At 43.3% G+C, this 25,648-nt stretch carries 24 protein-coding genes; 21 read left to right on the forward strand and 3 right to left on the reverse strand.

Annotated features, from left to right (window positions below; translation table 11 throughout):
* Positions 1-248 precede the first annotated feature (248 nt).
* The 3 genes from ACFQ2J_RS00345 to ACFQ2J_RS00355 are packed head-to-tail and all read left to right on the forward strand — an operon-like array spanning position 249 to position 4,867.
* A complete protein-coding gene (locus ACFQ2J_RS00345) occupies positions 249-1,997 on the forward strand; it encodes an ABC transporter ATP-binding protein (RefSeq protein ID WP_386055516.1) in 1,749 nt (582 codons plus the stop codon).
* Positions 1,997-4,024 (forward strand): ABC transporter ATP-binding protein, encoded by a 2,028-nt coding sequence (locus tag ACFQ2J_RS00350; RefSeq protein WP_386055518.1) that lies wholly within the window; start codon positions 1,997-1,999, stop codon positions 4,022-4,024. Before ACFQ2J_RS00345 ends, ACFQ2J_RS00350 begins: the two co-directional genes overlap by 1 nt.
* A gap of 33 nt (positions 4,025-4,057) precedes the next feature.
* A complete protein-coding gene (locus tag ACFQ2J_RS00355) occupies positions 4,058-4,867 on the forward strand; it encodes a S1C family serine protease (protein ID WP_386055520.1) in 810 nt (269 codons plus the stop codon).
* A gap of 60 nt (positions 4,868-4,927) precedes the next feature.
* On the opposite strand, the gene ACFQ2J_RS00360 is transcribed toward ACFQ2J_RS00355, so the two are convergent.
* Positions 4,928-5,536, reverse strand: coding sequence for a flavodoxin family protein (locus ACFQ2J_RS00360; protein ID WP_386055522.1), 609 nt, complete (start codon positions 5,534-5,536; stop codon positions 4,928-4,930).
* A gap of 418 nt (positions 5,537-5,954) precedes the next feature.
* Here ACFQ2J_RS00360 and sigI point away from each other — a divergent pair, with 418 nt between their 5' ends.
* The 9 genes from sigI to ACFQ2J_RS00405 all read left to right on the forward strand — a co-directional run bounded on the left by sigI (position 5,955) and on the right by ACFQ2J_RS00405 (position 15,120).
* On the forward strand, positions 5,955-6,692 hold the full coding sequence (gene sigI / locus ACFQ2J_RS00365; RefSeq protein ID WP_386055524.1) for an RNA polymerase sigma factor SigI: 738 nt from the start codon (positions 5,955-5,957) through the stop codon (positions 6,690-6,692).
* Positions 6,692-7,930 carry an anti-sigma factor domain-containing protein gene (locus ACFQ2J_RS00370; protein ID WP_386055526.1) on the forward strand — a complete coding sequence of 413 codons (1,239 nt, stop codon included), beginning with the start codon at positions 6,692-6,694 and terminating at the stop codon, positions 7,928-7,930. Before sigI ends, ACFQ2J_RS00370 begins: the two co-directional genes overlap by 1 nt.
* A gap of 122 nt (positions 7,931-8,052) precedes the next feature.
* Entirely contained in the window at positions 8,053-8,454 is a 402-nt protein-coding gene (locus ACFQ2J_RS00375; RefSeq protein ID WP_386055527.1) for a DUF1499 domain-containing protein, read from the forward strand.
* Positions 8,451-9,872, forward strand: coding sequence for a dihydrolipoyl dehydrogenase family protein (locus ACFQ2J_RS00380; protein WP_386055529.1), 1,422 nt, complete (start codon positions 8,451-8,453; stop codon positions 9,870-9,872). Before ACFQ2J_RS00375 ends, ACFQ2J_RS00380 begins: the two co-directional genes overlap by 4 nt.
* 154 nt (positions 9,873-10,026) lie before the next feature.
* Positions 10,027-11,637: a hypothetical protein gene (locus tag ACFQ2J_RS00385; RefSeq protein ID WP_386055531.1), complete on the forward strand. Its 1,611-nt coding sequence runs from the start codon at positions 10,027-10,029 to the stop codon at positions 11,635-11,637.
* 30 nt (positions 11,638-11,667) lie between these two features.
* Positions 11,668-12,858, forward strand: a complete 1,191-nt coding sequence (locus ACFQ2J_RS00390; protein ID WP_386055533.1) for an ABC transporter permease — start codon at positions 11,668-11,670, stop codon at positions 12,856-12,858.
* Positions 12,842-13,891 carry an ABC transporter permease gene (locus ACFQ2J_RS00395; RefSeq protein ID WP_386055535.1) on the forward strand — a complete coding sequence of 350 codons (1,050 nt, stop codon included), beginning with the start codon at positions 12,842-12,844 and terminating at the stop codon, positions 13,889-13,891. Before ACFQ2J_RS00390 ends, ACFQ2J_RS00395 begins: the two co-directional genes overlap by 17 nt.
* Positions 13,892-14,635, forward strand: coding sequence for an ABC transporter ATP-binding protein (locus ACFQ2J_RS00400; protein WP_386055537.1), 744 nt, complete (start codon positions 13,892-13,894; stop codon positions 14,633-14,635).
* Between the two features lie 5 nt (positions 14,636-14,640).
* Positions 14,641-15,120, forward strand: a complete 480-nt coding sequence (locus tag ACFQ2J_RS00405; RefSeq protein ID WP_386055539.1) for a nucleoside deaminase — start codon at positions 14,641-14,643, stop codon at positions 15,118-15,120.
* A 335-nt stretch (positions 15,121-15,455) separates the two neighbouring features.
* On the opposite strand, the gene ACFQ2J_RS00410 is transcribed toward ACFQ2J_RS00405, so the two are convergent.
* Positions 15,456-16,082: a TetR/AcrR family transcriptional regulator gene (locus ACFQ2J_RS00410; protein WP_386055541.1), complete on the reverse strand. Its 627-nt coding sequence runs from the start codon at positions 16,080-16,082 to the stop codon at positions 15,456-15,458.
* A 187-nt stretch (positions 16,083-16,269) separates the two neighbouring features.
* On the opposite strand from ACFQ2J_RS00410, the gene ACFQ2J_RS00415 reads away from it, so the two are divergent.
* The 4 genes from ACFQ2J_RS00415 (at position 16,270) to ACFQ2J_RS00430 (ending at position 20,725) form a co-directional block, all read left to right on the forward strand.
* On the forward strand, positions 16,270-17,832 hold the full coding sequence (locus ACFQ2J_RS00415; RefSeq protein ID WP_386055543.1) for a GNAT family N-acetyltransferase: 1,563 nt from the start codon (positions 16,270-16,272) through the stop codon (positions 17,830-17,832).
* A 20-nt stretch (positions 17,833-17,852) separates the two neighbouring features.
* Positions 17,853-18,578, forward strand: a complete 726-nt coding sequence (locus tag ACFQ2J_RS00420; protein ID WP_386055545.1) for an SDR family oxidoreductase — start codon at positions 17,853-17,855, stop codon at positions 18,576-18,578.
* Positions 18,579-18,668: 90 nt separating this feature from the next.
* Complete coding sequence (locus tag ACFQ2J_RS00425; RefSeq protein ID WP_386055547.1) at positions 18,669-20,087, forward strand: GAF domain-containing sensor histidine kinase; 1,419 nt, start codon at positions 18,669-18,671, stop codon at positions 20,085-20,087.
* A complete protein-coding gene (locus tag ACFQ2J_RS00430; RefSeq protein WP_386055548.1) occupies positions 20,084-20,725 on the forward strand; it encodes a response regulator in 642 nt (213 codons plus the stop codon). The genes ACFQ2J_RS00425 and ACFQ2J_RS00430 overlap by 4 nt, the downstream gene beginning before the upstream one ends.
* A 28-nt stretch (positions 20,726-20,753) precedes the next feature.
* Here the strand turns inward: ACFQ2J_RS00430 and ACFQ2J_RS00435 are convergent, their stop codons facing one another.
* A complete protein-coding gene (locus ACFQ2J_RS00435; protein WP_386055550.1) occupies positions 20,754-20,987 on the reverse strand; it encodes a YhdB family protein in 234 nt (77 codons plus the stop codon).
* Positions 20,988-21,147: 160 nt separating this feature from the next.
* Between ACFQ2J_RS00435 and ACFQ2J_RS00440 the strand changes: the two genes are divergently transcribed.
* From ACFQ2J_RS00440 to ACFQ2J_RS00460, 5 genes are all read left to right on the forward strand, one after another.
* Entirely contained in the window at positions 21,148-21,336 is a 189-nt protein-coding gene (locus ACFQ2J_RS00440; protein ID WP_386055552.1) for an imidazoleglycerol-phosphate dehydratase, read from the forward strand.
* Positions 21,337-21,479: 143 nt separating this feature from the next.
* Positions 21,480-21,965 carry a hypothetical protein gene (locus tag ACFQ2J_RS00445; RefSeq protein WP_386055554.1) on the forward strand — a complete coding sequence of 162 codons (486 nt, stop codon included), beginning with the start codon at positions 21,480-21,482 and terminating at the stop codon, positions 21,963-21,965.
* A gap of 124 nt (positions 21,966-22,089) precedes the next feature.
* Positions 22,090-22,635 carry a YhcN/YlaJ family sporulation lipoprotein gene (locus ACFQ2J_RS00450; protein WP_386055556.1) on the forward strand — a complete coding sequence of 182 codons (546 nt, stop codon included), beginning with the start codon at positions 22,090-22,092 and terminating at the stop codon, positions 22,633-22,635.
* A gap of 126 nt (positions 22,636-22,761) precedes the next feature.
* Positions 22,762-23,334, forward strand: a complete 573-nt coding sequence (locus ACFQ2J_RS00455; protein WP_386055558.1) for a TetR/AcrR family transcriptional regulator — start codon at positions 22,762-22,764, stop codon at positions 23,332-23,334.
* A gap of 66 nt (positions 23,335-23,400) precedes the next feature.
* Entirely contained in the window at positions 23,401-25,611 is a 2,211-nt protein-coding gene (locus tag ACFQ2J_RS00460; protein ID WP_386055560.1) for a YhgE/Pip family protein, read from the forward strand.
* The last annotated feature ends 37 nt before the right edge of the window (positions 25,612-25,648 follow it).

The raw sequence follows: 25,648 nt of genomic DNA on the forward strand, positions 1-25,648 counted from the left end.
TGGCTTTTTATATTTTCCTGGAGAGAGTATACGTCGCGTACGTATGCTCTTTTTTATTTTAGTTCATAAGAGCTCACTCATTACATTAGATAGGGATGGTAAGCAGTCCAGCTGCTTTTCATAAATATTTTTCAGGAGGTAAAGAATATGGAACTTTGGAAGAAACGACTCACAGAACATGCAGATTGGAAAGATAGCGGCTAGCAACACAGAGAAGTGACAATTGAATAGAGGAAGGAAGTGGAAGTATGTTTGGTGTTTTTAGTAAATTAAGCTGGTTTTTCAAGAAATATTGGAAGCGGTACACGTTCGCAATCATAGCATTGATCATCGCAAGTATCATAGATATCATTCCGCCGAAGCTCGTCGGTATGGCAATTGATGAGATGCAGTTCAACTCGATGACCTACGACAGAATGATGGAACTGCTATTGATTTATGGCGGTCTGATTATCGCAAGCTACACGATTTCATATTATTGGGTTTACATGCTTTTTGGTGGAGCACATATGCTTGAAAGAACGATGCGGTCTAATCTGATGGCGCACTTTTTGAAGATGACTCCAACGTTTTTCGGTAAATACAGGACAGGAGACTTGATGGCAAGAGCGACAAATGACTTGAAAGAGCTTCAGATGACGGCGGGGTTCGGTATTTTGACGCTTGTCGACTCCACGATCTTCATGTTCCTGCTTATTGGAGTGATGGGCTTCACTATCAGCTGGCAACTGACACTTGCCGCGCTTATACCATTACCGATCATGGCAATTGCCATGAACCGCTACGGGAAGGTCATCCATGCAAGATTCATGAAGGCCCAGAATGCTTTTGGAGGTATGAATGATGACGTCCTGGAGTCGGTCAGAGGGGTTCATGTCATCCGGGCTTTTGTACAGGAAAAGCAAAATGAAAAACGATTCGGTGAGATGACAGAGGATGTTTATCAAAAGAATATAGCAGTTGCAAAAGTGGATGCCTTATTCGAGCCGACAATTAAAGTGCTCGTCGGACTATCCTATACCATTGGATTAGGGTTTGGTGCAACACTCGTATTCCGTAATGTTATTACGCTAGGAGAACTGGTATCCTTCAATGTCTATCTAGGCATGCTGATTTGGCCGATGTTTGCAGTAGGTGAATTGATCAATGTCATGCAACGCGGAAACGCGTCACTTGACCGGGTCAACGAAACGCTGCACTATCACCCTGACGTAAAGGATCCTCATGTTGGAAAAGAATTGTCCCTTCCAGGTACGATCCGATTTTCCGACGTCCATTTCACGTATCCGGATTCAGAGCTGAAACGTTTGGAAGCCATTGAACTTTCGATTCGCCGGGGAGAAACAGTTGGTGTTGTCGGTAAAACGGGGTCAGGTAAAACGACGCTGTTCCGTCAACTGCTGAGAGAATATCCGGGTCTTGAAGGATCACTTACCATTTCTGATGTTCCAGTTTCTGAACTGGCATTGGAAACGACGCGTGACTGGATCGGTTATGTGCCACAGGAGCAGATCCTTTTCTCTAAAACAGTCCGGGAAAATATTCAATTCGGGAAATCAAACGCTACAGATGAGGAAATCTACCATGTTATGGAACTTGCGCATTTTCTCGATGATATCAAAAACCTTCCGGATGGATTGGACACTCTTGTAGGTGAAAGTGGTGTGACCCTGTCTGGTGGACAAAAACAACGAGTGGCGATTGCGCGCGCTTTCATAAAGAATCCGGAAATTCTTATCCTGGATGATGCGATGTCAGCGGTGGATGGAAAAACAGAAGCGAATATCATCAGTCATTTAAGAAAAGAACGCCAAGGAAAGACTACCTTGATTGCAGCACACCGTCTTTCAGCAGTAACACACGCAGACCACATCATTGTGCTTGAGGATGGAAGGATTGCAGAGCAAGGTACGCATGAACAATTGATGCAGAAAGGTGGCTGGTACCAAGTCCAGTACGAACTGCAGCAATTGGAGGAACAGGAGGTGGTCAGCTGATGAAAGGGACCACAGAAAGAAAATTATTCAACTATGCATGGGATTTCAAAAAACCGATCCTGCTTGGGCTGGTCTGCCTGATCATTGCAGTAGGGTTGGAGTTGACAGGACCGTTCATCGCCAAAAGGCTGATCGATCAGCACATTGTCGGCATTGAATCTACATGGTATCAAGTCGCAGAAGAGGACGAAAAAACGGTTCGACATGATGGGAGCATTTATAAACGGGAGGACCGTCTTGACAGTGACGACGAACAATTGGAAGAAATGACGATCCTTCAAATCGATCGAGGCTATTATTTAGCTGAAGGTACAGTTCCAATGGTCGGCTCAAGGTCGTTTGAGTCTGGTCAAGTTACAGTGGAAGCCCCTGATGAAACGGTGACTGCCAGTGCAGAAAAGCTGTCTTTAGAAGAGTTATACGGCTTTTTTGCGCCTGAGAAGTCAGCGATTTATGTCCTGCTTGCTATTTACGTCGGCCTTCTGTTAGTGGCAGCAGTGTTCCAATTCTGGAATAGCTTCCTATTGCAGAAGTCCTCTAACAGGATCATCCAGAAGATGCGAGGGGATATCTTCAAGCATGTTCACAGGCTTCCGGTCAAGTATTTCATTGATCAGCCTGCTGGGAAAGTGGTAGCCAGAATTACCAATGATACAGAAGCGATCCGGGAGTTGTACGTGAAGGTGCTTGCAACATTTGTTACCAGCATTGTCTATATGACAGGGATTTACATTGCGTTGTTCCTGCTTGATGCAAGACTTGCAGTCATCTGTCTCGTCCTGCTTCCATTAATTGTACTCTTCATGCGCCTCTACAAACATTATGGAGGCAAATACAATGAAGTGATTCGTACGACCGTAAGTGATATGAACGGAAATATAAATGAAGCGATCCAAGGAATGTCGATCATCCAGGCTTTCCGTAGAGAACCCCAAACCTCTGAAGAATTTGAAATATTGAACGAGAGGCATTTCACTTACAGGAAAAAGCTTGTCAACTTGAATGCGTTGACATCCCACAACTTGGTGAACGTTTTGAGAAACTTGGCATTCGTAGCTTTCATTTGGTATTTCGGCTCACAATCACTTGGTCCTGAAGGTTTGATTACTGTAGGTGTCCTGTATGCCTTTGTCGATTATCTGAACCGACTTTTCCAGCCTGTAAACGAGCTTGTAAATCAACTTCCGCAGCTGGAGCAGGCAAGGGTTGCGGCGTCACGCGTGTTTGAACTTATGGATGAAAAGGAAGAGAAACTTTCCGTAACACCAATTCCACGTTACCAGGGCCATGTGAAATTCGATGATGTCTCCTTTGCCTACAAAGCTGAAGAGTATGTGCTGAAACACCTTTCCTTTGAGGTGAAACCTGGTGAGACAGCAGCTTTCGTTGGACACACCGGTTCAGGCAAAAGTTCAGTCATGAATCTGCTTTTCCGATTTTATGATGCACAGCATGGCTCCATCACTATTGATGGAAAAGATACGAAGGAATGGTCCAGACAGCAATTAAGAAGTCATATGGGCATCGTGCTTCAGGATCCGTTCTTGTTCAGTGGAACGATTTTGTCGAATGTTACGATGGATGACCCAAGAATTTCCCGGGAAATGGCAATCGAGGCGTTGAAAGCTGTCGGAGCAGATCGATTCATCGAACGTCTGCCGGGAAAATACGATGAACCTGTTAAAGAAAAAGGCAGTACCTTATCGATGGGGGAGCGACAATTGATTTCATTTGCGCGAGCACTTGCATTCGATCCGGCCATCCTGATTCTGGATGAGGCGACTGCCAATATCGATACGGAAACAGAACAGGTGATCCAGGAAGCACTGAACGTCTTGAAAGAAGGAAGGACGACACTCGTCATCGCACACCGTCTATCTACGATACAGCAGGCAGATCGAATATTTGTCCTGAACCATGGTACAATGATGGAAAATGGAACGCATGATGAGTTGATTGCGCAAAAGGGGCTGTATTACCAAATGTATCAGATGCAGCAGGGTAAGCTGAAAGCTACTGCAATCTAACTATTACGTTCAGTCGCAGAGGGGCTTCGCTACATGAGCGATAACGATTATAAACGTGATATCATCGATGAAGACTTGTATGAAGATATCGATGAAGAAGAAATGAATGAAATTGTATTAGAAGAAAAACGGAAAGCGTTGGCGAGGGAAAAGGAAGAAAAAGAAAAGCCAAGACGGCCTTTCCCAAAGTGGTTGTTCTGGTTGATCGCAATTGTCATGGTGGTCAATGTTGCAGCTCTTATTCCTAAGACTTTCTCGATTCCAGCAATCGATTTTCTTATGAAGTCAGCGGAACTATCATTAAATCCTGAAATTGATGACTATCAGGAAGCAGTCGTAGTCGTGGAGGCGGGCAATAGTAAAGGAACAGGCTTCGCCTATACATCGGATGGTTGGATCCTGACCAATCATCATGTAATCGAAGATGAAAAAAGAATTACTGTTGCCTTTCCGGAGCAGGGACTATTCGATGCTGAAGTGGTGAAGTCATACCCAGATATTGACTTGGCCATGTTGAAAGTGGATGGAAAGGATCTTCCTCATTTGAACCTGGCAGAAGTGACTTCCTATGAAGAAGACGAACACTTTTATTTTATTGGAAATCCACTCAGCTTCAGTGGAATTGCTAATGAAGGGACGATCATCGATACGTATCAGTTATCCGACTGGAAGCTTCCAGTACTGATGCTTGACGCTCCAATTTATAAAGGAAATAGTGGAAGTCCTGTCATTACAGATGATGGGGAAGTCATTGCAGTCGTCTTCGCGACACTTGATCACGAAGCGCATGGTCGTGTCGGTCTTGCAGTTCCAATTGATTACTTCCACGAACAGATCAATTAAAAGATGCCAGAGTCAGGAATTCCTGACTCTGGCATCTTTTTGTTGGTTGGAAAAGAAGGATCATTCAAGCACATTACCGAGTGTGGGTATTGGATGGAATTTCAACAGTTCAGCGAAATGGATGAGATTGTACGTCATCCTTTCCGCATTCTTCGTTTCAAATTCCCCTTCTGTCTGATTAGTATCCTGGTTATCCCAGTCACTGCGAAAAATTGCATTTGCATGGGGGGGAATGGTAAACCCGAGCATGGAGAGGCGATAAAGGATGGATTGTGAGGCAGATTTTGCTCCTTCATCTCCACAGCCTGCAACAATCGTACCTCCTACTTTATTATAAAAAATGGATTGGCCTTTTTTATTCTTGATTGTTTCATACCCTTGCAAACGTTCCAGGATCAATGAGGCGATACTGCTTTTATCCCCCATGGAGACTGGAGTTCCAATGATTACGATGTCAGCTTCTTTGATTTTTTCGAAGATGAAGGGCCAGTCATCATCTCCATCCAATCGATCAGTAATTCCGAAATTAATCTGGAAATCTCTTAAGTGGAAACGGTTCGTGTCGATTCTTTCCTTCTGGAGGATTCTGGCTGATTCATGAAGCATCTTTTCGGTTTCCGATGCTTCGGTCCCTTTCTTCAGACTGGTGTTCAGTAATACAGCTTTCAAAGGGGGATGCCTCCTTTCATAATAGTGTTCTAAGCACTAAAAGAACTTTTTGTGATCATTGTATTATTTACCTGTCAAGCAAACGACCTAAACATTTACATCTGAATCGACCCATTCTTTTTCCTTGATAGAGGCTTTTTGCTCACAAAAAATATTATCCAGAGGTAGGATGACCTATTTGTTGCAATCGTTTTTTAATAAAATGTAAACGTTCTGTGCTAGATAACCTGCGTTTTATTCGGTAAGATAGGCATGGTGATTTGTAGAATCTTGTAGAAACCCCTTAATATAGTGAACAAACTTCAGAAATTCCTTTGGTTGAAACACTTTTGTAACATGAATGAAAAAAACTTTTAAAAAAACACCCACAAAATAGAGGGTTTGATCGAAAAAATTTTAATGCTGGGGGTGATAGAGGTTGATTAGGAGCCTGTTTAAAGTAAACAAGGACACCTCCCTGGATGATCAAGTGATTCGCGCGAAGCAGGGAGACGAAGAAATCCGAAATCACCTTTTAAAGCAATATCAACCTTTTATCGCCAAAAGTGTTTCTGAAGTATGTAAACGATACATTGACCCGAAAACAGATGATGAGTTCAGCATTGGCTTACTGGCGTTCGATGAAGCGATTAATTCCTTCTCAACTGATAAAGGAAGTTCTTTCCTTTCATTTGCTAAACTGGTAGTGAAGCGGAAAGTGATCGACTATATCCGGAATGAGCAGCGACGGTTGACGACCACTTCATTAGATGAAGAAATTCATAATGAAGAACAGATGGAAAATCCATTGGAAGTCGCCGCTGCAAAGGAAGCATTCGAACGTGAAACAGAAGCATGGTACCGACGCGAAGAAATCAAAGACTTTCAACTGCGCTTGAAAAAGTATAAGCTCTCCTTTAAGGAATTGACGGAAATATCTCCTCAACATAGAGATGCCCGCGAATCTGCGGTAAATGTAGCGAGGACAATTTTCGAGGATGAAGATTTGAAAGAAAGAGTGCTTGAAAAAGGCAGACTGCCGATGAAAGAACTGGTTGGCAGAGTAGAAGTCAGTAAAAAGACGTTGGAGCGGAACCGTAAATTCATCTTAGCGATGGTCATTGTGATGAGTGAGGATTATGTGTATCTGAATGACTATATTAAGGGGGTGGGGTAGTGAAAAAAGGAATCATTATGGAACATCACCGCAATTACACGATTGTAATGACTGCGGAAGGTACTTTCCATAAAGCCGTGCGGCAGGCAGAAGCGGATGTCGGCATGGAGGTTCGCTTTGAACCATTACCCGAGAAAAACGGTTTTTTTAGCTTTTTTCGTATGACAAATCAACGCAGACAAGTGAAGTTCGTAGCCATGGTTGCAGCATTGATGATTGCAATTTTCCCTTTATATTCTTGGTATGACAGCAACCAGGCATACGCTTATGTCAATATTGATATCAATCCTAGTATTGAAATGAAAGTCAACGAAAAGATGAATGTGATTGAACTGGTACCCTTGAATGATGAGGCAGAAGCTTTGCTTGAGGAATTGCAGGACTGGAAGCGGGAGCCTGTAGATGAAGTGACAGTCACCATCATTGAGACCAGTAGACAGGCAGGGTACTTGAATGAAGAAAACAGTGTACTTGTCGGAGTGAGTTATTCTGATGAGGAGCATGACCAGGATATTTCTAAAAAAATTGAAACATTTGTCCAAAAGAAAGAAATCACCCTTGCGATGGCGACATTCGTCGTTCCAAGTGAGGTAAGAGAAAAAGCGAAAAAGCAAAAGAAATCAATGAACGAGCTGATGGCTGAGAGTATTTCTGATGAAACTACGACGACATCGACAACTTCTTCTGCTGCTGCTGAAGACACTACCAAAGTGAAGCTGGACAAAGAAGATCTCGATGACAGTGAAAAAGAGATCATTGAAACGTTCTATAAAGAGAAAAAAGATAAGAACGACGAGAAAGAAAAGAAGAAAAAGGAAAAAGGTAAACCAGATACTTCTCTAAAGAACAAAGATACTGGTAAACCTGAGCATACTGGACCTCCAGAGGAGTCAAATGTCCTCAAAGACAAGGGACCTAAAGAAAAAGATAAGGATGACACTCCTCCTGGAAAGAACAAGGATGATGATCATCCTGGAAAAGGGTCCAAAAAGCAAGATAACCCAAAGCAGAAACAATCAGGAAAAGGTAATAGCAGTTCAAAAAAGGAGTATGATCGTCATACTCCTCCTGGTCTTGCTAAGAAAAAAGACAAGCATGAACACCCCGAGAAGAAAAATACCTGGGAAGATAAAAAACACGACAACAACCGTGATAAGCGGAAGAACTCCCATGAAAAAAATAAACGAGACTCGGGTAAGAGTCATGGACACGATAAAGGTCGCGGTCATGGCAGATAACCCATTTCGCAGAAGGATACCTCATTAATGTGTGAGGTATCCTTTTTTATAGGTGTAGGAGGTTTGGTTTGTGTTTCTAAAGTGAATAAATAAATAATGACTATTTACACAGGAGGAATATCATGACTAAGAGACATCTTGGAGTGAAGGATGGGAAACTGTCACCATGTCCTTCCTCACCTAATTGTGTATCCACTCAATCCCAAGATCCTTCCAAAAAGATGGAGCCGCTTCCCTTCATAGGGACGATTGAACATACAAAGCAAATCGTCCAGACACTTATTCGAAGCTGGGATCGATCGGAGATCCATGCAAATGAAACCGACTATATGCATGTCGTCTTTACATCCAAACTTCTGAAATTCAAAGACGACGTTGAGTTCTATTTCGATGCTTCAGAAAGTTTCATCCACTTCCGCTCTGCTTCCCGTGTCGGATATTCTGACTTTGGAGTGAATCGGAAGCGAATGGAGAAGTTTTCTGAAATGTATATGGACAAATATGAGGAGGGGAATCGTTTATGAGCAAGGATTACCAGATCATCGTCATCGGGGGCGGTTCCGGAGGTTTGACTGTAGCTGCCGGAGCAGCAAGCTTTGGGGCGAAGGTAGCGCTTATTGAAAGGAAAAGTTCGCTTGGAGGGGACTGCCTCCATTATGGATGCATGCCATCTAAAGCCCTTATCCATGGAGCAGAAGAAATTCATCAGGTTGCTACATACGAATCTCTCTCAAGTAAAGCATATGACAGCTATTTTTCTAAAACAATGGCCCGTGTTAGTGAAGCTGTAAAGGACGTACAGCATCATGATTCAAAAGATCGCTTCCTTGATATGGGCGTTGATATCTATGAGTCAGAAGCTCGATTTGTGGATTCACACCGCATCCAGGTTGGTAATGAAATCATTTCTGGGAAACGGATCGTCATTGCTACCGGTTCGTCTCCTTTCATACCTCCAATCGATGGATTGGACAGCGTTGATTTTTTGACGAATGAGAGCGTATTTTCCCTTACTGAACGCCCTGAAAAACTTGCAGTCATTGGAGGGGGAGTCATTGGCATAGAATTATCACAGGCCCTGTCCAGGCTGGGAGTGGAAGTGACTGTTCTTGAAGGAGCTCCTTCCATCCTTGCATCTGAGGACGAGGAGATCACCTCGATTGCGGAAGAACTGCTTAATGAAGAGTTGACGATCCTGACGAATGCAAAGGTGAAGCAGGTAGAAGAGGCAGACGGGAAAACAGTCCTGACTTACGAACAAAATGGAAATGAACAGCGTCTGGAAGTCGATCAGATTCTTGTAGCGACGGGGAGAAAGGCGAATATTGACCGTTTGAACCTTAGCGCAGCTGGAGTGTATGTTACGGATGGGAAAATCGATGTCGACTCGACAATGCAGACAAGTCAACCTCATATCTATGCGGTTGGGGATTGTAACGGATCGATGCCATTTACACATGTTGCTGGTATGGAAGGGAAGATCGTTGTTTCCAATGCCGTCTTCGGATTGAAAAGGAAGGCTTCTTACAAGAAAGTACCTTGGGTCGTGTACAGCTCTCCGGAGATCTATCATCTCGGTATGACTGAAAAGGAAGCGAGAGACCAGTATGGAGATGATCTGTTGGTTTTCAAAACAAAGCTTGCGGATAATGACCGTTTCATGGCAGAACGGAATACTGCAGGTCTTGTAAAAGTGATGACAAAAGGAAACGGGAAGATTGTCGGTGCACATGCAATCGGACCTGGCGCGGGAGAATGGATGCAGGAAGTCGGGACCGTCCAGGCATTGAATAAGAAGTTCCAGGCGATTTCAAATATCATTCACCCTTATCCAGCACGAAATAATATTGTCAGCCAAACCTCTGATCTATATTGGAGAGAAAAACTGTTCGACAGTAAGCTGAATGATGCGATCCGATGGTATGTAAAGAAATTCCGGTGAATTTCGACAATATTTCGTTTCTATGATATTCCATTTTTGTGTGATTAATAGTATACTTACTTGGTTATATTAAATTGTAAATATATGAAACTATGTAAGATGTCAATCGTATAGATTAGGGAGACACATCTTATACAAACAGGAGGAAGGAAACATGGATAACAATCAAGGCACATCAGGGACAGTACATAAGAAGAAGTCCGGCGGAATGCGCAGCTGGATCTTCATCATTCTGACTGTTGTCGTCGTTGCAGGCATCGGTGCTACAGCATTCGCTTTGCTGAAGAACAGTGATCCGATGACACGCTATTTAACAGCCGAAAAAGAAACAATGGAAGAACAGATGAGCATGATGGATGAGCGTTTGACTGAAATGATGGAACTTCAGGACAAAATGCTTGATACACCATATAAAAGTGACTCTACGATTACTGCTGATTTCAATGTAGAAGGTGCAGAGCAGACATTCGGACCTATGCTGCCGATGATCAAAGGCCTTGTTTCTTCTGCCAAGATTGAAACGACGCAGATGCTTAATCAGGAAACGAAAGAAACGTTTCTGGCATTTGATGTATTACTGCAAGGTTCAAGCCTAGGTAATGCAGAGGTTTATCAAAGTGAAGACACTACTGCAGTGAAAACTTTCTTATATGATGATTACTTATCACTCAAGAATGATCAGCTGAATCCTTTTATCGAGCGCATGGGAGGAACACCAGAACCGACTCTGGATAAGATCCCTGCCCTTTCTGATTACATGACCTCAACGCTGACTTATGAACAGCTTGAGGAGATGGGTGAAGATTACCTTAAAGCGATGATCAAAGAACTGGACAGTGAACAGTTCACGATGGAAGACGGTGTCGAGTATGAGGGAGAGAAGTATGATAAAGTTACCCTGACTCTAACCGAAAATGAAACAAAAGAAATGATCAAGACGTTGCTGACTACCATGAAAGAAACCAATATCCAGCTAGGTGGTGCTATGGAAAGTGATACTCAGATCGAAGATGGTAAAGCTGCTTTCGATGAAATGATTGCAGAAGTCGATAACATGAACATTCCAGATGGCGTGAAATTGGACGCATATCTTGATGGGGATACAGTTGTGTACCGTGATATCACGACAAAACTGGGCCCTAGTGCAGAAGAAATGGCAACCATCAATATGAAAACTTCCTACCTGGAAGAATCTGAGGATGCTTACACTTCTACAATGGATGTTTCGGTAACTCCTGAAAATGAAGAAGGTACCCTTGTCATCAATCTGGTTGAAAAAGGGAAGGAAGAATCCGAAGATACGTTTATCGTCGATCATGATTTCACCTTCTCGATGGATGAAGGAGATGGTCCTTCTAAGATTGGTGTGAAGGCTAACTCTGAATTCACGAAAGGAGCTTCTGAAACTACATTCGACTTAGTGATGGAAGGTCCGATGTTTGCTGGAAGCCCTATGCCTGAAATTGGTGGAACGCTTAATACAGAATTTAATATGGATGGAGACAAAGCCGATCAGAAAGTTGTCTTCGGTATTGATTTTGCAATGGAAGATCCGATGACCGGCAATATCTCCGGTGATGTAGAGTTCACGGTGGATACGAAGACCGAATTTTCGAATGACCTTGAATTCCCTGCACCATCAGAAGGCGAGACTGTCAACCTGATGGAAGCATCTGATAGTGAAATTCAACAGATCATGATGGAAATGCAGACGAATTTAGAAAATTATTATCAACAGATGTTTGGTTCATTTGGTGCATTTTAATCGACTGTAAGTTTCTAAGGAGGAATGGATATGCAAAGCTTATCGCTGGTTTTATTTGAACTGAAGGCGATGGCGAAGCGTCCATTCCTTCTTTTTTTATGCTGGATCGGCCCATTCTTAGTGCTGGGATTGCTGGCCTATCTGATCAGTGGATACTTCGGTTCGGAAAGTGAAAAGGTCAAGGCGGCATTCGTAGACCATGATCAGACCTTCGAAACAAAAGCGTTAATTACACAGCTTCAGGAAGAAGAAACGCTAAGACAACAGATCGAATTGATCGAAATGGATTCTTCCGAGGCTAGCAAAATGCTGGAGGAACAGACGATTGCAGGGGTGGTCACCATACCTGAAGGGTTCACCAGCGATCTGCGCAATGGAGCGAACACACCGGTGCAAGTACTGCTTGATCAGCAACAGGCATTGGAATCTTCGATGATCCAGTTACTGCTTGATAGTGGTGCAACATACATATCTGCCGCACAAAGTGGCGTGAATGCAGCATATGACTTGGCGATTAGCCAGGTGGAAGAGGACGAGGAACGAAAGCGTCTATTGCAGCAGACGATTGTGACATTCACTTTTGCGGCATTGGACCGCAACGAATTATTCACACAAGAGGAAATGCAAAAAGGTGCTTCAGTAGGTTGGATGGAGCATTCCTTCTTGGCATTTTGGATGCTCGGATCCTGGATTTCTATCAGTGCGTTATTGTTCATGAGTGGATCCCTTGCCCAATCATCCATATTACTTCGCTTACGAAGCCTGCATATCCTTCGTTATCAATCGCAACTGGCCCAAGGGGGCATTCTCACAGCTTACCTCTGGATTATCAGTGAGGTGCTATTCTTCGCTGTAGATCATTGGCTATCCTTTGATGGAGGCATGCTTCTACATACTTTCTTATTAGGCCACGCGCTTCTGCAGGCAGGGGTTATCACCTTCCTTACTTCATGGATCGAAAGCCCAGGTCAAGCAGCGCTATGGAACCTGTCCCTCTGCCTGCCGATTTTACTGGTAAGCGGTGTGCTTATTCCGCAGATCTATTTGCCTGACTGGATTTCGGATAAGCTGAAGTATTCTCCCTGGCATCATCTTTATCGAGGAATTGTAGAGCCTGCTGCTCCGCTGCTTCTTGTTCTATCTGGAGCGGGTATTCTTTTCTTCCTTACTGCCTGGCTGATTGGCTGGAGAAGGGAGGAACGTCATGCTTACACAACTTAACATACAATTTCTCAGGCTGATGCACCGTTGGAAGATGCTTCTTTTTATTCTTGGTTTTCCGGTGGTAATCATTTGGTTTGTCCTTCCTTTTTTGAATACGGCTATCGAGCAAAGCACAGTTCCAGTTGCCTGGGTTGACCAGGATAAGACAGAGTTTTCAACGTTGGTGAAGGAACGTGTATCTGATTCCTCGAGATTATCGTTGGTCGAGACTTCTGAAAACAGGGCAGAACAACTGGTGCAAAGGGGAGAAGTAGAGGCAGCTTTCATCTTGGCCTCCGGTTTTGAAAAACAACTTCGAAGTGGGGAAGCGGAGGAAGTGATCCGGTGGATGAGGACAGAATCTTCTTCATTGGACACATTTGCTAAAGAACAGATTGCTGCAGAATCGATCCGGCTGATGCTCAACAGCAGGGCTGGAGTATTTGTTCAAACTTTGAGCGAGGACATCACTTTTGAAGAGGCTTTCCAGAAGGCAGATTCCTATTGGGAGCCACAACCCTTGTTCAGGATGGAGTATGAGCGGATTCAGCCTGGTACAGAGAGAGGAGCGGTCGGTCTCCCTCTATCACTTCAAGGGTTACTCTCTCTTCTGCTTGTCTATGGCATGGGGGTACAGGTCTTCCTGATGAAAGTACGATATGAAGATGCAGAGACAGGTAGACTGCAACGGTTGAAAGTCACCAGAGGTAACGCTGTGTCCTATTATACTAACGTGTTCTTTCTACATCTGGCTTTCCTGGGTGTACTAATAGGAATTGTCTGTGCGACCATCGTTGTGCGTGCCGAAATTGACCTTTCAATTTTGAATCCATGGGTTTTCAGATTAGGCATTCTGCTTGTTATGATGCAGATTTTCGTTCTTTTACTTGCTGTATGGCTGCCCAAGCCAAAAGCTTTCTTTTTCATCATGACTTTGGTCATCCTTACGTCTGTTCTGTTGAAAGGAAGTCCTGTGGTGCTCTTTGACACAGGTGGGTTTGGGGAATGGCTTCCACACGGCTGGTTATTCAATGAAGGCTGGAGAGGATGATTGAAATTGTTGATTGCACAGCAGATTCAAAAGAAATATAAACAGAAGATCATCGTGGACAAGGTGAGCTTCAAAGTAAATGAAGGGGAATGTGTAGGGATCATCGGACCTAATGGCGCAGGAAAGTCCACATTGCTCAAAATGCTTGCTACAGTTGAAAAGCCGTCGCAAGGCACCCTTCGCTTCCATGAGCTGGGTTATGATGGAAATATAAAGAAAATCAGAAAAAAGGTCGGTTATATTCCGCAGGATATTGCCTTGTTTGAAGAGTTGACGGTCAAACAGCAAATTCAATCGTGGAGTAGATTAAGTCAGGGAAAAATCGATAAGCGCCATGTCGATGACATGATTGAAATCCTCCGTTTGAATGAAGTGATGAAAAAACGGACGTCTGATCTATCAGGAGGGTGGAAACGAAAGCTTAACTTATGTATTGGAATCTTGCATAAGCCTGAGCTTTGCCTGCTGGATGAACCAACTGCAGGAATTGACATTGCTGCCAGAAAAGAAATCATGGATTGGTTGAAGCGACTGCAACAGCAGGGGATGACACTGATGTTCATCAGTCATGATTGGCATGAACTGAGAGCATTAAGTGACCGGCTTCTCATCGTTGATCAGGGAAGGCTTCTGTTCGATGGGACAATAGATGAAATGAAATTTATGAAGTACGATGATGGTTCCAGGGATTTGTCCAATATTGTCCAAGCTGGTCTGGAATATGAGCATGGATGGGGGAGGTGAATGAAGTGGAGCATGAGTACTACATGAGTGAGGCATTGAAAGAAGCGGAGGAGGCAGGGAAACGTGGAGACTTACCTGTAGGCGCAGTGATTGTACATAAGCATACAATTGTAGCCCGCGGCTCGAATAAAATTGAAACGATGGACAGCCGAGTTGCCCATGCGGAGATGATCGCCATCCAGTCCTGCGCTGCATATCTCAAAAAACATCAGGAGGAATGCATCCTTTATACTACTGTGGAACCTTGTATCATGTGCTTGAGTACCATTGTCATGGCAAATATCCGGCATGTGGTATTTGCAACGAAAGACCATTATATGGCGATGGATCGTTTTATAGCCTCCAACCCATACATCGAAAAAAGGATTCATACATATGAAAGTGGTATTTTGGAAGACAAGTCACAACACCTTTTAAAAACTTACTCCCCATACATGGCCGAAGTCGTCATTAATGGGAGAAAGCCCGCATTGTACAAGGAATGAGAAAGGGGAGACGATCTTCAGGCTGGCGAGAAAGTCTTGGCAGCCTTATTTATTTTAGGTAAGTGAGTCTATACAATGTGGAAAGCTTGTCAGAACATGAAGGTATTGTTCTTTACATTTCCAGGTAGTGTTAGGCGAAGGAGAGTCTTTTTCGATTAAGGGTGGGCGGTACCATGAGACTCCTGCGGAAAAACGGGCGGTCCGAGATCCTGCAGTGTGGTTTTCACGAGGAGGCTCGTGTGTTCGTCCGCGGAAAGCGAGTGGTACTCGCCCGCACGTACGCATATAAAAAGCTTGTAGAGAACATTGGGGTTCTTTACAAGCAGAGGATGGCCTTAGTGGTCATCCTTTTTGTGTATGGATTCATCTTGATTTCCCATCAGTCCGTAAAAAAATAAATGGGTGATTTCATGGGTCATCCTTTCAAGATCACCTTTTGTCTGATAGATCTCCGGATGGTTTTTAAGTCCCTGGTAATACATATCGATATAAAGCATCACTGCCTGTGGAGAAAGATCCGGATGAATAGCGCCTTCTCGCTTTCCATTCTCAATCAATTTCATGAAAATCGGCATGACTTCCTTGAAATAATACTCCTGGATGAATGCATTGATATCTGGCTGGTCGGAGATGATGGTCTTAAGAAAGTCCGCATCAAGGCTCATGACCGATTCATGCTTATCATGGATCAGCGAAGTGATTTTGTCTTTGAAGTTTTTATCGCTGTCTTCAACGATTCCTCGGAAATACTCCAGCTGATTGGTTGCATATGCTTTGACAGTTTCGATCAATAACTCGTCCTTACCACCAAAATAGTTATATATGGTCACTTGTGATACCTGTGCCTTCTTGGCAATTTCCTGAATCGTCACTTTCTGGACACCATGCATTGAAAAAAGCTCCTGGGCTGATTGAATGATGTTATTCTTCTTACGTTCTTTACGTCTTTCAAAACCGTTCACTGGCTCCACCTCTTATTTCATATCATACCCACTGTTTTGTACTAAATCAATTCATATATTTCACTAATTTTATCAGACTAAAGGGTAGCTGCTTACGAATGAGGGTATAGGAAACTGGACATTTCACTTCTTATTTCAGTACGATAGAAGTAGATTCACTGAACGTAACAGAGAAAGGACAATGGATATGTCGAAGTTGGATTTATCGCAATTTGAAAAGAAAATGTTTGTCCGTAACCTTAAACATGAAGACATTGATCAAATTATGGAACTTCAGAAAGTATGCTTTCCAGATATGGATCCATGGAAAAAGGAACACTTGAAAAGCCATCTTGAACATTTTCCGGAAGGACAGTTCGTCGTGGAATTTGACGGTAAAATCATCGGCAGCTGTTCGAGCTTGATTGTCAATTTTGATGAGTATGATGATAAACATACATGGGATGACATCACAGATGAAGGCTACATCACTAATCATGATCCGGAAGGGTACAACTTGTATGGGATTGAGGTCATGGTCCACCCTGAATTCAGAGGGATGAAGATCGGGCGTCGCTTATATGAGGCAAGGAAGGAACTTGCAGCCAAGCTGAATTTGAAAAGCATCATCATTGGTGGCAGGATTCCAAACTATCATAAATATGAACAGGAAATGACTCCGCGTGAATATGTTGATGAAGTAAGGAATCAGAACATTTATGATCCTGTATTGACGTTTCAGGTGATGAACGGGTTTTCCGTGATGCGGATCAATCCGAACTATCTACCGGATGATCGTCAGTCCTCCAAGTACGCTACATTGATGGAGTGGAATAACGTTGATTACCGCGCACGCACGAAGCGGCATTTCAAGACGAGTTATCCGGTGCGTATCATGGTGATCCAGTACATGATGAAGAATATTGACTCTTTCGAAGAGTTTGCCAGACAGTGTGAATATTACGTGGATGTCGCTGCGGACTTCGGAACGGATTTTGCAGTCTTCCCTGAAATCTTCACAACCCAGTTGATGTCGTTCTTAGAGGAGAAAGTGCCTTCGAAGGCTGTACGACGTCTATCCGAGTACACAGAAGACTACATTGAGTTATTTACGCATCTAGCTGTGAAGTATAATGTCAATGTTATCGGTGGATCGCATTTTGTTGAGGAAGATGAACAGATTTACAATATATCCTACCTGTTCAGACGTGATGGCACCATCGAGAAACAATACAAAATCCACGTTACGCCTAATGAGAAGAAATGGTGGGGAATCCAGCCTGGGGACGCGGTGAAAGTATTCGATACAGACTGCGGAAAAATTGCCATCCAGATCTGTTATGATATTCAATTCCCTGAACTGGCACGCTATGCAGTCGATCAGGGTGCGAACATCATCTTCGTGCCTTTCTGTACAGATGACCGACAAGGATACTTGCGTGTCCGCTATTGTGCACAAGCACGTGCTGTAGAGAATCAGGTGTACACGGTGATTGCTGGAACAGTTGGCAACCTGACGCAGGTGGAAAACATGGACATCCAATATGCACAATCCGGAATCTTCACCCCATCTGATTTTGAATTCGCTAGGGACGGTATCATTGGTGAATGTAATGCAAATGTTGAAACAGTGGTCGTAGGTGATGTAGACTTAGAAATCCTGAGACGTCAACGAAAGTCAGGAACTGTGAGGCAACTGCGTGATCGACGCCGCGACTTATTTGAATTGGAATATAAAGTCGATACTCAAATCAAACCAGAACGCACATAAGGTAAGAAAGGAAGATCAGAATGTTAAAGAGTCAAACAGCAATCATCACAGGCGCTTCCCGAGGAATCGGTAAAGAAGTGGCACGCCAGCTCGCAGCTGAGGGAGTGAAGCTTTCCATCCTGGGCAGCTCAAGTCAAATCCATGAAACAGCAGAAGAACTGAAGAATGAAGGGTATGAAGATGTACTTGCCTTTGTAGCCGATGTCAGCAATGAAAATGACATTGAGCAGGTAGTGGAAAAAACGAAAAAAGCATACGGGAAAGTGGATATGCTGATCAATAACGCTGGAATAGGTAAATTCAAATCGGTAGAAGAAGTGACTGTGGAAGAATGGAAGAAGACCTTTGAAGTGAATGTCCAAGGAGTATTCCTGGCTACTAAAGCAGTATTGCCATACATGAAACAAGAAAAGTTTGGTACGATCATCACCGTCGCATCGGATGTATCCCGCTACACGATTCCTGAAGGTGGTTCCCTTTATACAGCAACGAAATACGCAGTACAAGGGTTCATGGGTTCAATCGCTCAGGAAGTCAGAAAGGACGGCATCCGTGTCGGTACGATCAATCCTGGCATGGTCGATACGTACTTCGCTGAAAGCAAGCAGGGCCTTCCAGAAAAAGAGAACTGGCTGAAAGTAAGCGATATTGCTGCTTCAATCGTGCATATGGCACGTGCACCAAAACATATGCTGATCGATGAGCTTCACCTGCACCCTTTAGAACAAGAATATCCACGTCCATAAAAGTAAATGAAGCGGATAGCTGTGCGAACAGCCGTCCGCTTTTTTCATGTATAATAGAAGCAAATAGCCAACCAGAGAGGAGGCGGACATGTGGAAAAAGCAAAACTGCAAACGCTGAAGCACATTGCCGAACTGCTGAATCGATCGTCCAAAAAGCATGACACTTTACATAACGTATTACAGGAGTTCATTGCAATATCCAAGTTTGAAACTGGGTGGATCTTTCTTGAAGAGAATGGGAAAGTCTCATTAGTGGCAGATCGATCACTTCCCCCGGCACTGAAACGGAATGATAAAGCGTTGATGTGTGGTGAAGACTGCTATTGCATTAGTAAATATAAAAAAGGATTGCTTAAATCAGCCACGAACGTCATTGGTTGTAAGCGGATTGAAGAGGCACATACTTATGGGGACGAAGCTACGTGCGGATTAACCCATCATGCAACTGTTCCACTAAAGACTCCTTCTCAGTCATTCGGTCTATTGAATGTTGCAATGCCCGGAACAGAGACCTACACGGAAGAACTGGAGCTCCTGGAGTCCATCGCGCTACAGATAGGATCTGCGCTTGAAAGGATCCATCAATTTGAGCTGGAGGAAGTGCGTAACGAACTGCTTAGCAGTGCACATACGATTGCGAATTCCTTCCAATCAGCGGGAGATCCGGATCAATTGAAAGTATTGTTCGAAGCCGAGCTGCATACATTATTCAAGGTTGATTCATTCATATGGGGAAATGGTGGTTCACCTTATGAAGAAATCCTTCATTCCATCACTCCATGGGGACCGGTTTACCTTTCAAGAGCACAACCTTTCCTCCCTTTCGAAAAAGAAACATTTGATATGCTTGTCCAATATGCAGATGTAGCGAAACGACGATTAGACTTGATGGAAAAAGAAAAAGATCTTGTCCGTATTGAAGAACGATCGAAGTTAGGGCAGGACCTCCATGACTCCATCAGTCAGCTGCTATTTTCAATTGTGCTGACATCGAAGGCGTTGAAACAACAAGGAAAAGACACAGAACTGACAGAACAGATCAGTTATATCCATGAGTTGTCGTCAGAGGCATTAAAAGAAATGCGAGCTTTGATTTCAGAACAAAAACATAGGAATCTTCGGGAGGGATTATTAGCTGAGCTGAAACGATATGCAAAACTACTGGGACTATCGGTTACCAGCCACTCCTCCGGAACCACCACCATTCCTTATGCAATTGAAGAAGCGTTGCTGCGGATCGGTCAGGAATCTCTGCATAATGTGAAACAGCATGCGGGTACGGATCATATTTCCATCCGGCTGGACAAAGGGAAGGATTGCATCGCATTATGGCTGCAGGATGACGGATGCGGATTTGACATGAATCACATCCATTCGTCTCCTTCATTCGGAATAAAAGGTATGCAGGAGCGTGTAAAGTTATATGATGGGGCATTAAATATCGAGTCAAATAGAGGAGAAGGTACGATAATCAAGGTGAGTATTCCGATTAAGGGGGGAGCTGGATGACGATCAGAATCATGATTGCTGACGACCATAAAGTAGTACGAAAAGGGCTGGAATTCTTTTTTCAGACGCAACCTGACATCGAAGTAGTAGGTGAAGCGGATGGGGGCAAAGAATTGTTGGAAAAGCTTGCGGAAACCAATGTGGAACTTGTCCTTTTGGATGTGCAGATGCCTGATATGGACGGAATTGAAACGATGAAACGCATTCGTGAAAATTTCCCGGCTATGAAGGTCCTCATGCTGACCAGCTTTTCTGACTATGACACGGTGATTCCTGCCATACAGGCAGGAGCCAATGGCTACCAATTGAAAGACATCGACCCGGATGAATTGGCGAATGTAATTAGAAAGATACATAAAGGGGAAACGATGATTGATTCAAAAGCTGCCGCTCAACTGATGACCCATGTCACAGGCTCCAATGAGACCGAAGAGAAGAAAAGAATCGGTGAGCTTACGAAGCGGGAAATGGACGTGCTGCAGGAAATCATGCAAGGGAAAAGCAATAAAGAAATTGCGAATACCTTATTCATTACAGAAAAGACTGTGAAAACGCATGTATCCAATATTTTTCTGAAGCTGGAGGTACAGGACCGGACGCAGGCTGCATTATTTGGCGTGAAATATTTGTCATCATAAAAGCTCCCGGCAAGCGGGAGCTGTAACATCAAACAGTCATTACCGGAGCTGTCGTAGCCATGGCGTGATCGATATAATGAAGCAATTCTTCATGCGATTCCATCAACTGTTGATCCGTGGAAGAATAATGGAATGCATGGAGGAATACTTCGATTTTTTTGGATAGAAAATGATCATCTGTTCGGACCATGAGAATCAATAGGTCATCCCATTGCCCCCAGATGGTGTAATACAGTGCACGGTCATAGTCACTGTAGATCATACTTCACATCCCCTTTCTTTTGAAGGGTTGATGTTAGTATGCCCAGATGCAAGTACCCATGATAGGCTGAAATGTACCACAAAAGGAAAGAAATGAGCGAATGAAACCGCGATGTTTATCCGAAAATAAAGGTACATTTCATTGTAAAGGAGTCATGCTTATGACCAGTCATAATGGCAGTAAAGGAAGCAAGAATCAAAATTCGCCGAAACGTACAGGTAAGCTTCCTGGTGGAGTGGAACAAGAAGAATTTGCAAAAGAAATTGCAACAGGTGATCAGAATAAAGGTAGAGAATACCGTTCCAAAAAAGGTCCTAAAGCAAAATTGAAGCATCCGTATAATCACTGATACCATTCACGCACTCCGGATTGTTCTGGAGTGCTCTTATTTGCCACGATGAATTTGACACAGTAATCTGAAATTTCTACAAAATATGATATAATCAATCATGATTGTAAACATTTGGTTGTTGCTGGGGAGGAGTTAGTATCATGAATGAAGATTTAATTTTAAAGATCAATATATGGGGAGCCATCGTATTCGTTCTGTTTTTATTTCTCGATATCATACTGATCGGCACAGAAACAGCATTCAATGTATTTGCACTGCTTACTGCTATCATCGGTTTGATCGTACTGATCAGTGCGGTAGTCGGGACAGTGTTGATCATTAATGAAGATAAGTGGGTTGCTATTTCGATTGTTGCTTTCCTTAGTGTCTGGGTCATGTTTTCAATTGGATATATCTTAGGCTTTGACGAGCCTTTTATGAATTATCGGTCGTTTTTCATCACTTATTACATAATTTTCGTCGTCTCTGCAGTTTTCATGCGCATTGCATTTAAAAAAATCATTACCGTTTTTAAAATCCTGCCAGGTGTTTTCCTTTTCATTAATGCATTGATTACCTTGTATATAGTTTTCATGCATATGTGGTGGGTGCTGTCGCCTGGCGTATCAGAAGTTTTTAATGGATGAAGCTTTCCCTGCTTCATCTTTTTTTATTTGCTAAATATTGGCGTGTTCTTCCTTCGCATCAAAAGTATAAAGCTTTTAGGAGGATACATACTAACCTCAAAGCTTCTTAAGGAGGAATACAACAATGAAGATAAAGATGTTAACGGTCGGGCTTCTTGCAGCCTCCGCACTGGTTGCCTGTCAAGCTGAACAGGGGCAGGAAGAAGGCCAAGGGAACTATAATGGTGTTGAAAATACACGATTTGAACGTCCTGCAGATGATATGTATGAGGATATGAACAATGATATCAATGACGTGGATAATGATCGTGGAATGGTTAACAACACCAATTACAAGGTTGCCGAACGTGCCGCCGACCGTATCGCTGATCAAGTGGACGGAATCGACCGTGCATATGTATTGAAAACAAGAGATAATGCGTATGTAGCAGCAGATATGAAAGATGGAAGCCAGAACAATGGGAAGGTCAGCGATGACGTGAAAAAGCAAATCTCCGACATCGTTAAAAAGACAGACCAGAACATTGATAATGTGTATGTTTCCACAAACGCAGATTTCGTTGACTTGAGTCGTAACTATGTAAGAGACGTAGACCGTGGAGAGCCGGTTCAAGGATTCTTCCGTGAATTCGGTGAAATGGTCGACCGTATCTTCCCAGAAGCTAAGTAACAGGAGCAGGAGTCCTCTCGGAGGGTTCCTGCTTTTTTTCTTCCCTTGATTTTTTTAGTTTAAGGTGTATAATTCTTCAATGTAGAACTTGATGACTAAATCGTTCAATTGGTCAGGAGTGGGGATATGGAGCGAAAAAAACACATTTTAAAAGCTGCGAATGACGCATTTTCCATGTTTGGTTATAAAGCGACAACCGTGGATCAAGTCGCCAAGGCGGCAAATGTAGGGAAGGGTACGATTTATAATTTCTTCGATAATAAAGAAGAGCTTTTTCGAGAAGTGATTTCCGAGCTTTTGCATGAAATGAAAATGGCAGCGGAAGGTTCGTTTAAATCAGACCGATCATTCAAAGAAAATGTCCATCATGCACTTTTCGTACTGTTAGAATATAGGAAAAGTCATCAACTGACAATGAAGGTCGTTCAGGAAGCAAAAGGAATCGGTACACCGACTGTACAATTAGCGCTGCAGGAAATGGAAGAACTGATTATCACTTATATAAAGGAAAAGCTGCAGCTTGCAGTAGATGCTGGAGATATCCGTCCATGTAAACTGGAACCGACGGCATTTATGATCTATAAGCTTTATATTGCTTTCATCATCGACTGGGAGGAAAATCATTCTCCATTGACGAAGGAAGAAATTCTTGATTTGTTTGAACAATCCATTTTCAAAGGGTTATCTCCTGAGGGATAATCCTTCATTTTTACACGATATGACCAAATGGACAAAATAGTCATTCAGTATTTAGGAGGGAATTGTATGAATGGAATAAAAGGCTGGTGGGGCGAAATGAAAGCCATCACTGCAAATAAAAAAATCTTCATTCCTTTTATCGCAGTATTACTCATCCCGCTTATTTACAGCGGAATGTTCTTATGGGCATTCTGGAATCCATATGGGAACATGGATGAATTGCCCGTAGCTGTTGTTAACAGCGACAAAGGAGCTGAACTGGAGGGAGAACCCCTGCATGTAGGTGAAGAGTTCATTGATAAGCTGCAGGAAAGTAAAGACTTTGACTATAAACTGGTTGCTGAAAAAGAAGGTAAAGAAGGCCTGGAGAACCAGGAATATTATATGATGATCGAAATCCCACAGGATTTCTCAGAAAAAGCAGCTACAGTTATGGATGATAACCCACAGCCATTGGAATTGAGCTACATTCCGAATGAGGGGTACAACTTCCTGTCTGCACAGATTGGAGGTTCTGCAGCGGAGCAGATGAAATCCAAATTGGCTGACGAAGTGACAGAGACCTATACAGAAGCGATTCTTTCAGCATTCAAGGATGTACAAACCGGACTTGCTGAAGCTAGCGATAAGGCTGGGGATTTGAATGATGGAGCTGAGAAAATCGAAACTGCCATCAAGGATCTGCAAAAAGGAACTCAAACCTTTGCTTCCGGCCAAAGGGATATGTTTTCAGGAGCGAAAGGTTTAGAGGACGGGGCTAATCAGCTTGCTCAAGGGTTGAATCAGCTAACAAGTGGTTTAGGGAAGCTGAATAGCGGCTTCCAATCCTTGAAAGAAGGGGAGAGTCAAGCTGCTAAAGGTGCATCTGAGTTAAAACAGGGTCTGGAGAAAACGCAGAATGGAACCATAGCTTTGAGGGATAATCTGAAAAAGTTCAATGAGCTGACAAATAAAGTGCCTGATCAATTGAATGAACTATCCTCTGCTATGCAGTCATTGCAGGATGGAACTGGCCAATTAACTGACGCTACCGCTTCAATGAAATCAGAAGTGCAAGCGTCGAAAGAAAAAATGGCACCGATACTGGCCCAACTACCAGAAGAACAGCGCCAGGCAGTGATGAAAGAATTGGAAAAATTAGAGGCAGGAGTTGGCGAAATCAATGGTGCTGCTTCTCAATTGAACCAAGGTGCAACTAAAATTACTGAAAAGACAACAGCTATTCCTGAGCAGATGAATGCTCTGACAGAAGCGCAGCAAAAACTTCTTGGGGGAGCAAATCAACTGGTAGATGCACAAGGTTCACTTGTTGATGGAGCATCCAAGCTAGTTCAAGGTGAGAATCAGCTTGAACAGGGTATGCTCACATTCCAGGAAAAGCTTAAGGAAGCAGAAAGCGGGTCTGCGGAGTTGGCGAATGGAGCAAATGAACTTGCTAACGGGTCATCAACACTTGTAGATGGAGCAAATCAGTTAGTTGCAGGAGCGGATCGTTTAGAAGCAGGATCTGGAGAACTGGCGTCAGGTTCCCAGGAACTTACTTCTGGTACCAGTGAGTTCAAGGAGAAATTACAGGACTCCACTACAACTGCAGGAAAAATGGCAACTGGTGAACTGAATCAGAAAATGATTGCCAACCCGGTTGAATTGAAAACAGATGCCATCAATGATGTGCCTAATTATGGTGCAGGATTTACACCTTATTTTCTTTCACTCGGATTGTTCGTCGGAGCTCTGATCATTACCGTGATCTACCCAGTCAAAGAACCGTTAGTTGCACCGGCATCTGGGTTCAGCTGGTTCCTATCTAAGTTTGGGGTGCTTGTGTTCGCGGGCATCATCCAAGCGGTTGTTGCTGCGAGCGTCATCCTTTATGGATTACAGCTCGAAGTGTCAGATATAGGTATGTTCTATCTGTTCAGTATATTGACAAGTCTAACGTTCATGGCAATGATCCAATTGTTTGTTACCATTCTTGGTGACAGCGGAAGGTTCCTGGCAATCTTATTGTTGATTCTTCAACTGACGACAAGTGCGGGGACATTCCCACTGGAACTCATTCCTGAACAGCTTCAGTGGTTCAATCCATTTCTACCGATGACGTACTCTGTCCAAGGATATAAAGCGGTGATTTCGGAAGGGAATCTTAGCCTGATGGGGCAAAACGCGAGCATTCTTGCGATCTTCCTTGTTGTTAGTGCCATCATGACAAGCATCTATCTTGTGTGGCAATTCCCTAAGAAGAAGCATCTCAACACAATTGAATCCAACGCTTGATGAGAAAGGACTGTAGATTACAGTCCTTTCTTTTATA

The sequence above is a fragment of the Thalassobacillus hwangdonensis genome (assembly GCF_042675915.1).
In the GTDB taxonomy this organism is placed as follows: Bacteria; Bacillota; Bacilli; order Bacillales; family Halobacillaceae; genus Thalassobacillus_A; species Thalassobacillus_A hwangdonensis.

Bases quoted from the DNA above. Each gene is read 5' to 3' on its own strand.
- ACFQ2J_RS00440 (WP_386055552.1), top strand. From the start codon at position 21,148: ATGACCAGTCATAATGGCAGTAAAGGAAGCAAGAATCAAAATTCGCCG.
- ACFQ2J_RS00460 (WP_386055560.1), top strand. From the start codon at position 23,401: ATGAATGGAATAAAAGGCTGGTGGGGCGAAATGAAAGCCATCACTGCA.
- ACFQ2J_RS00390 (WP_386055533.1), top strand. From the start codon at position 11,668: ATGCAAAGCTTATCGCTGGTTTTATTTGAACTGAAGGCGATGGCGAAG.
- ACFQ2J_RS00435 (WP_386055550.1), bottom strand. From the start codon at position 20,987: ATGATCTACAGTGACTATGACCGTGCACTGTATTACACCATCTGGGGG.
- ACFQ2J_RS00355 (WP_386055520.1), top strand. From the start codon at position 4,058: ATGAGCGATAACGATTATAAACGTGATATCATCGATGAAGACTTGTAT.
- ACFQ2J_RS00450 (WP_386055556.1), top strand. From the start codon at position 22,090: ATGAAGATAAAGATGTTAACGGTCGGGCTTCTTGCAGCCTCCGCACTG.
- ACFQ2J_RS00415 (WP_386055543.1), top strand. From the start codon at position 16,270: ATGTCGAAGTTGGATTTATCGCAATTTGAAAAGAAAATGTTTGTCCGT.
- ACFQ2J_RS00375 (WP_386055527.1), top strand. From the start codon at position 8,053: ATGACTAAGAGACATCTTGGAGTGAAGGATGGGAAACTGTCACCATGT.
- ACFQ2J_RS00345 (WP_386055516.1), top strand. From the start codon at position 249: ATGTTTGGTGTTTTTAGTAAATTAAGCTGGTTTTTCAAGAAATATTGG.
- ACFQ2J_RS00385 (WP_386055531.1), top strand. From the start codon at position 10,027: ATGGATAACAATCAAGGCACATCAGGGACAGTACATAAGAAGAAGTCC.
- ACFQ2J_RS00380 (WP_386055529.1), top strand. From the start codon at position 8,451: ATGAGCAAGGATTACCAGATCATCGTCATCGGGGGCGGTTCCGGAGGT.
- ACFQ2J_RS00430 (WP_386055548.1), top strand. From the start codon at position 20,084: ATGACGATCAGAATCATGATTGCTGACGACCATAAAGTAGTACGAAAA.
- ACFQ2J_RS00395 (WP_386055535.1), top strand. From the start codon at position 12,842: ATGCTTACACAACTTAACATACAATTTCTCAGGCTGATGCACCGTTGG.
- ACFQ2J_RS00455 (WP_386055558.1), top strand. From the start codon at position 22,762: ATGGAGCGAAAAAAACACATTTTAAAAGCTGCGAATGACGCATTTTCC.
- ACFQ2J_RS00420 (WP_386055545.1), top strand. From the start codon at position 17,853: ATGTTAAAGAGTCAAACAGCAATCATCACAGGCGCTTCCCGAGGAATC.
- ACFQ2J_RS00350 (WP_386055518.1), top strand. From the start codon at position 1,997: ATGAAAGGGACCACAGAAAGAAAATTATTCAACTATGCATGGGATTTC.
- ACFQ2J_RS00445 (WP_386055554.1), top strand. From the start codon at position 21,480: ATGAATGAAGATTTAATTTTAAAGATCAATATATGGGGAGCCATCGTA.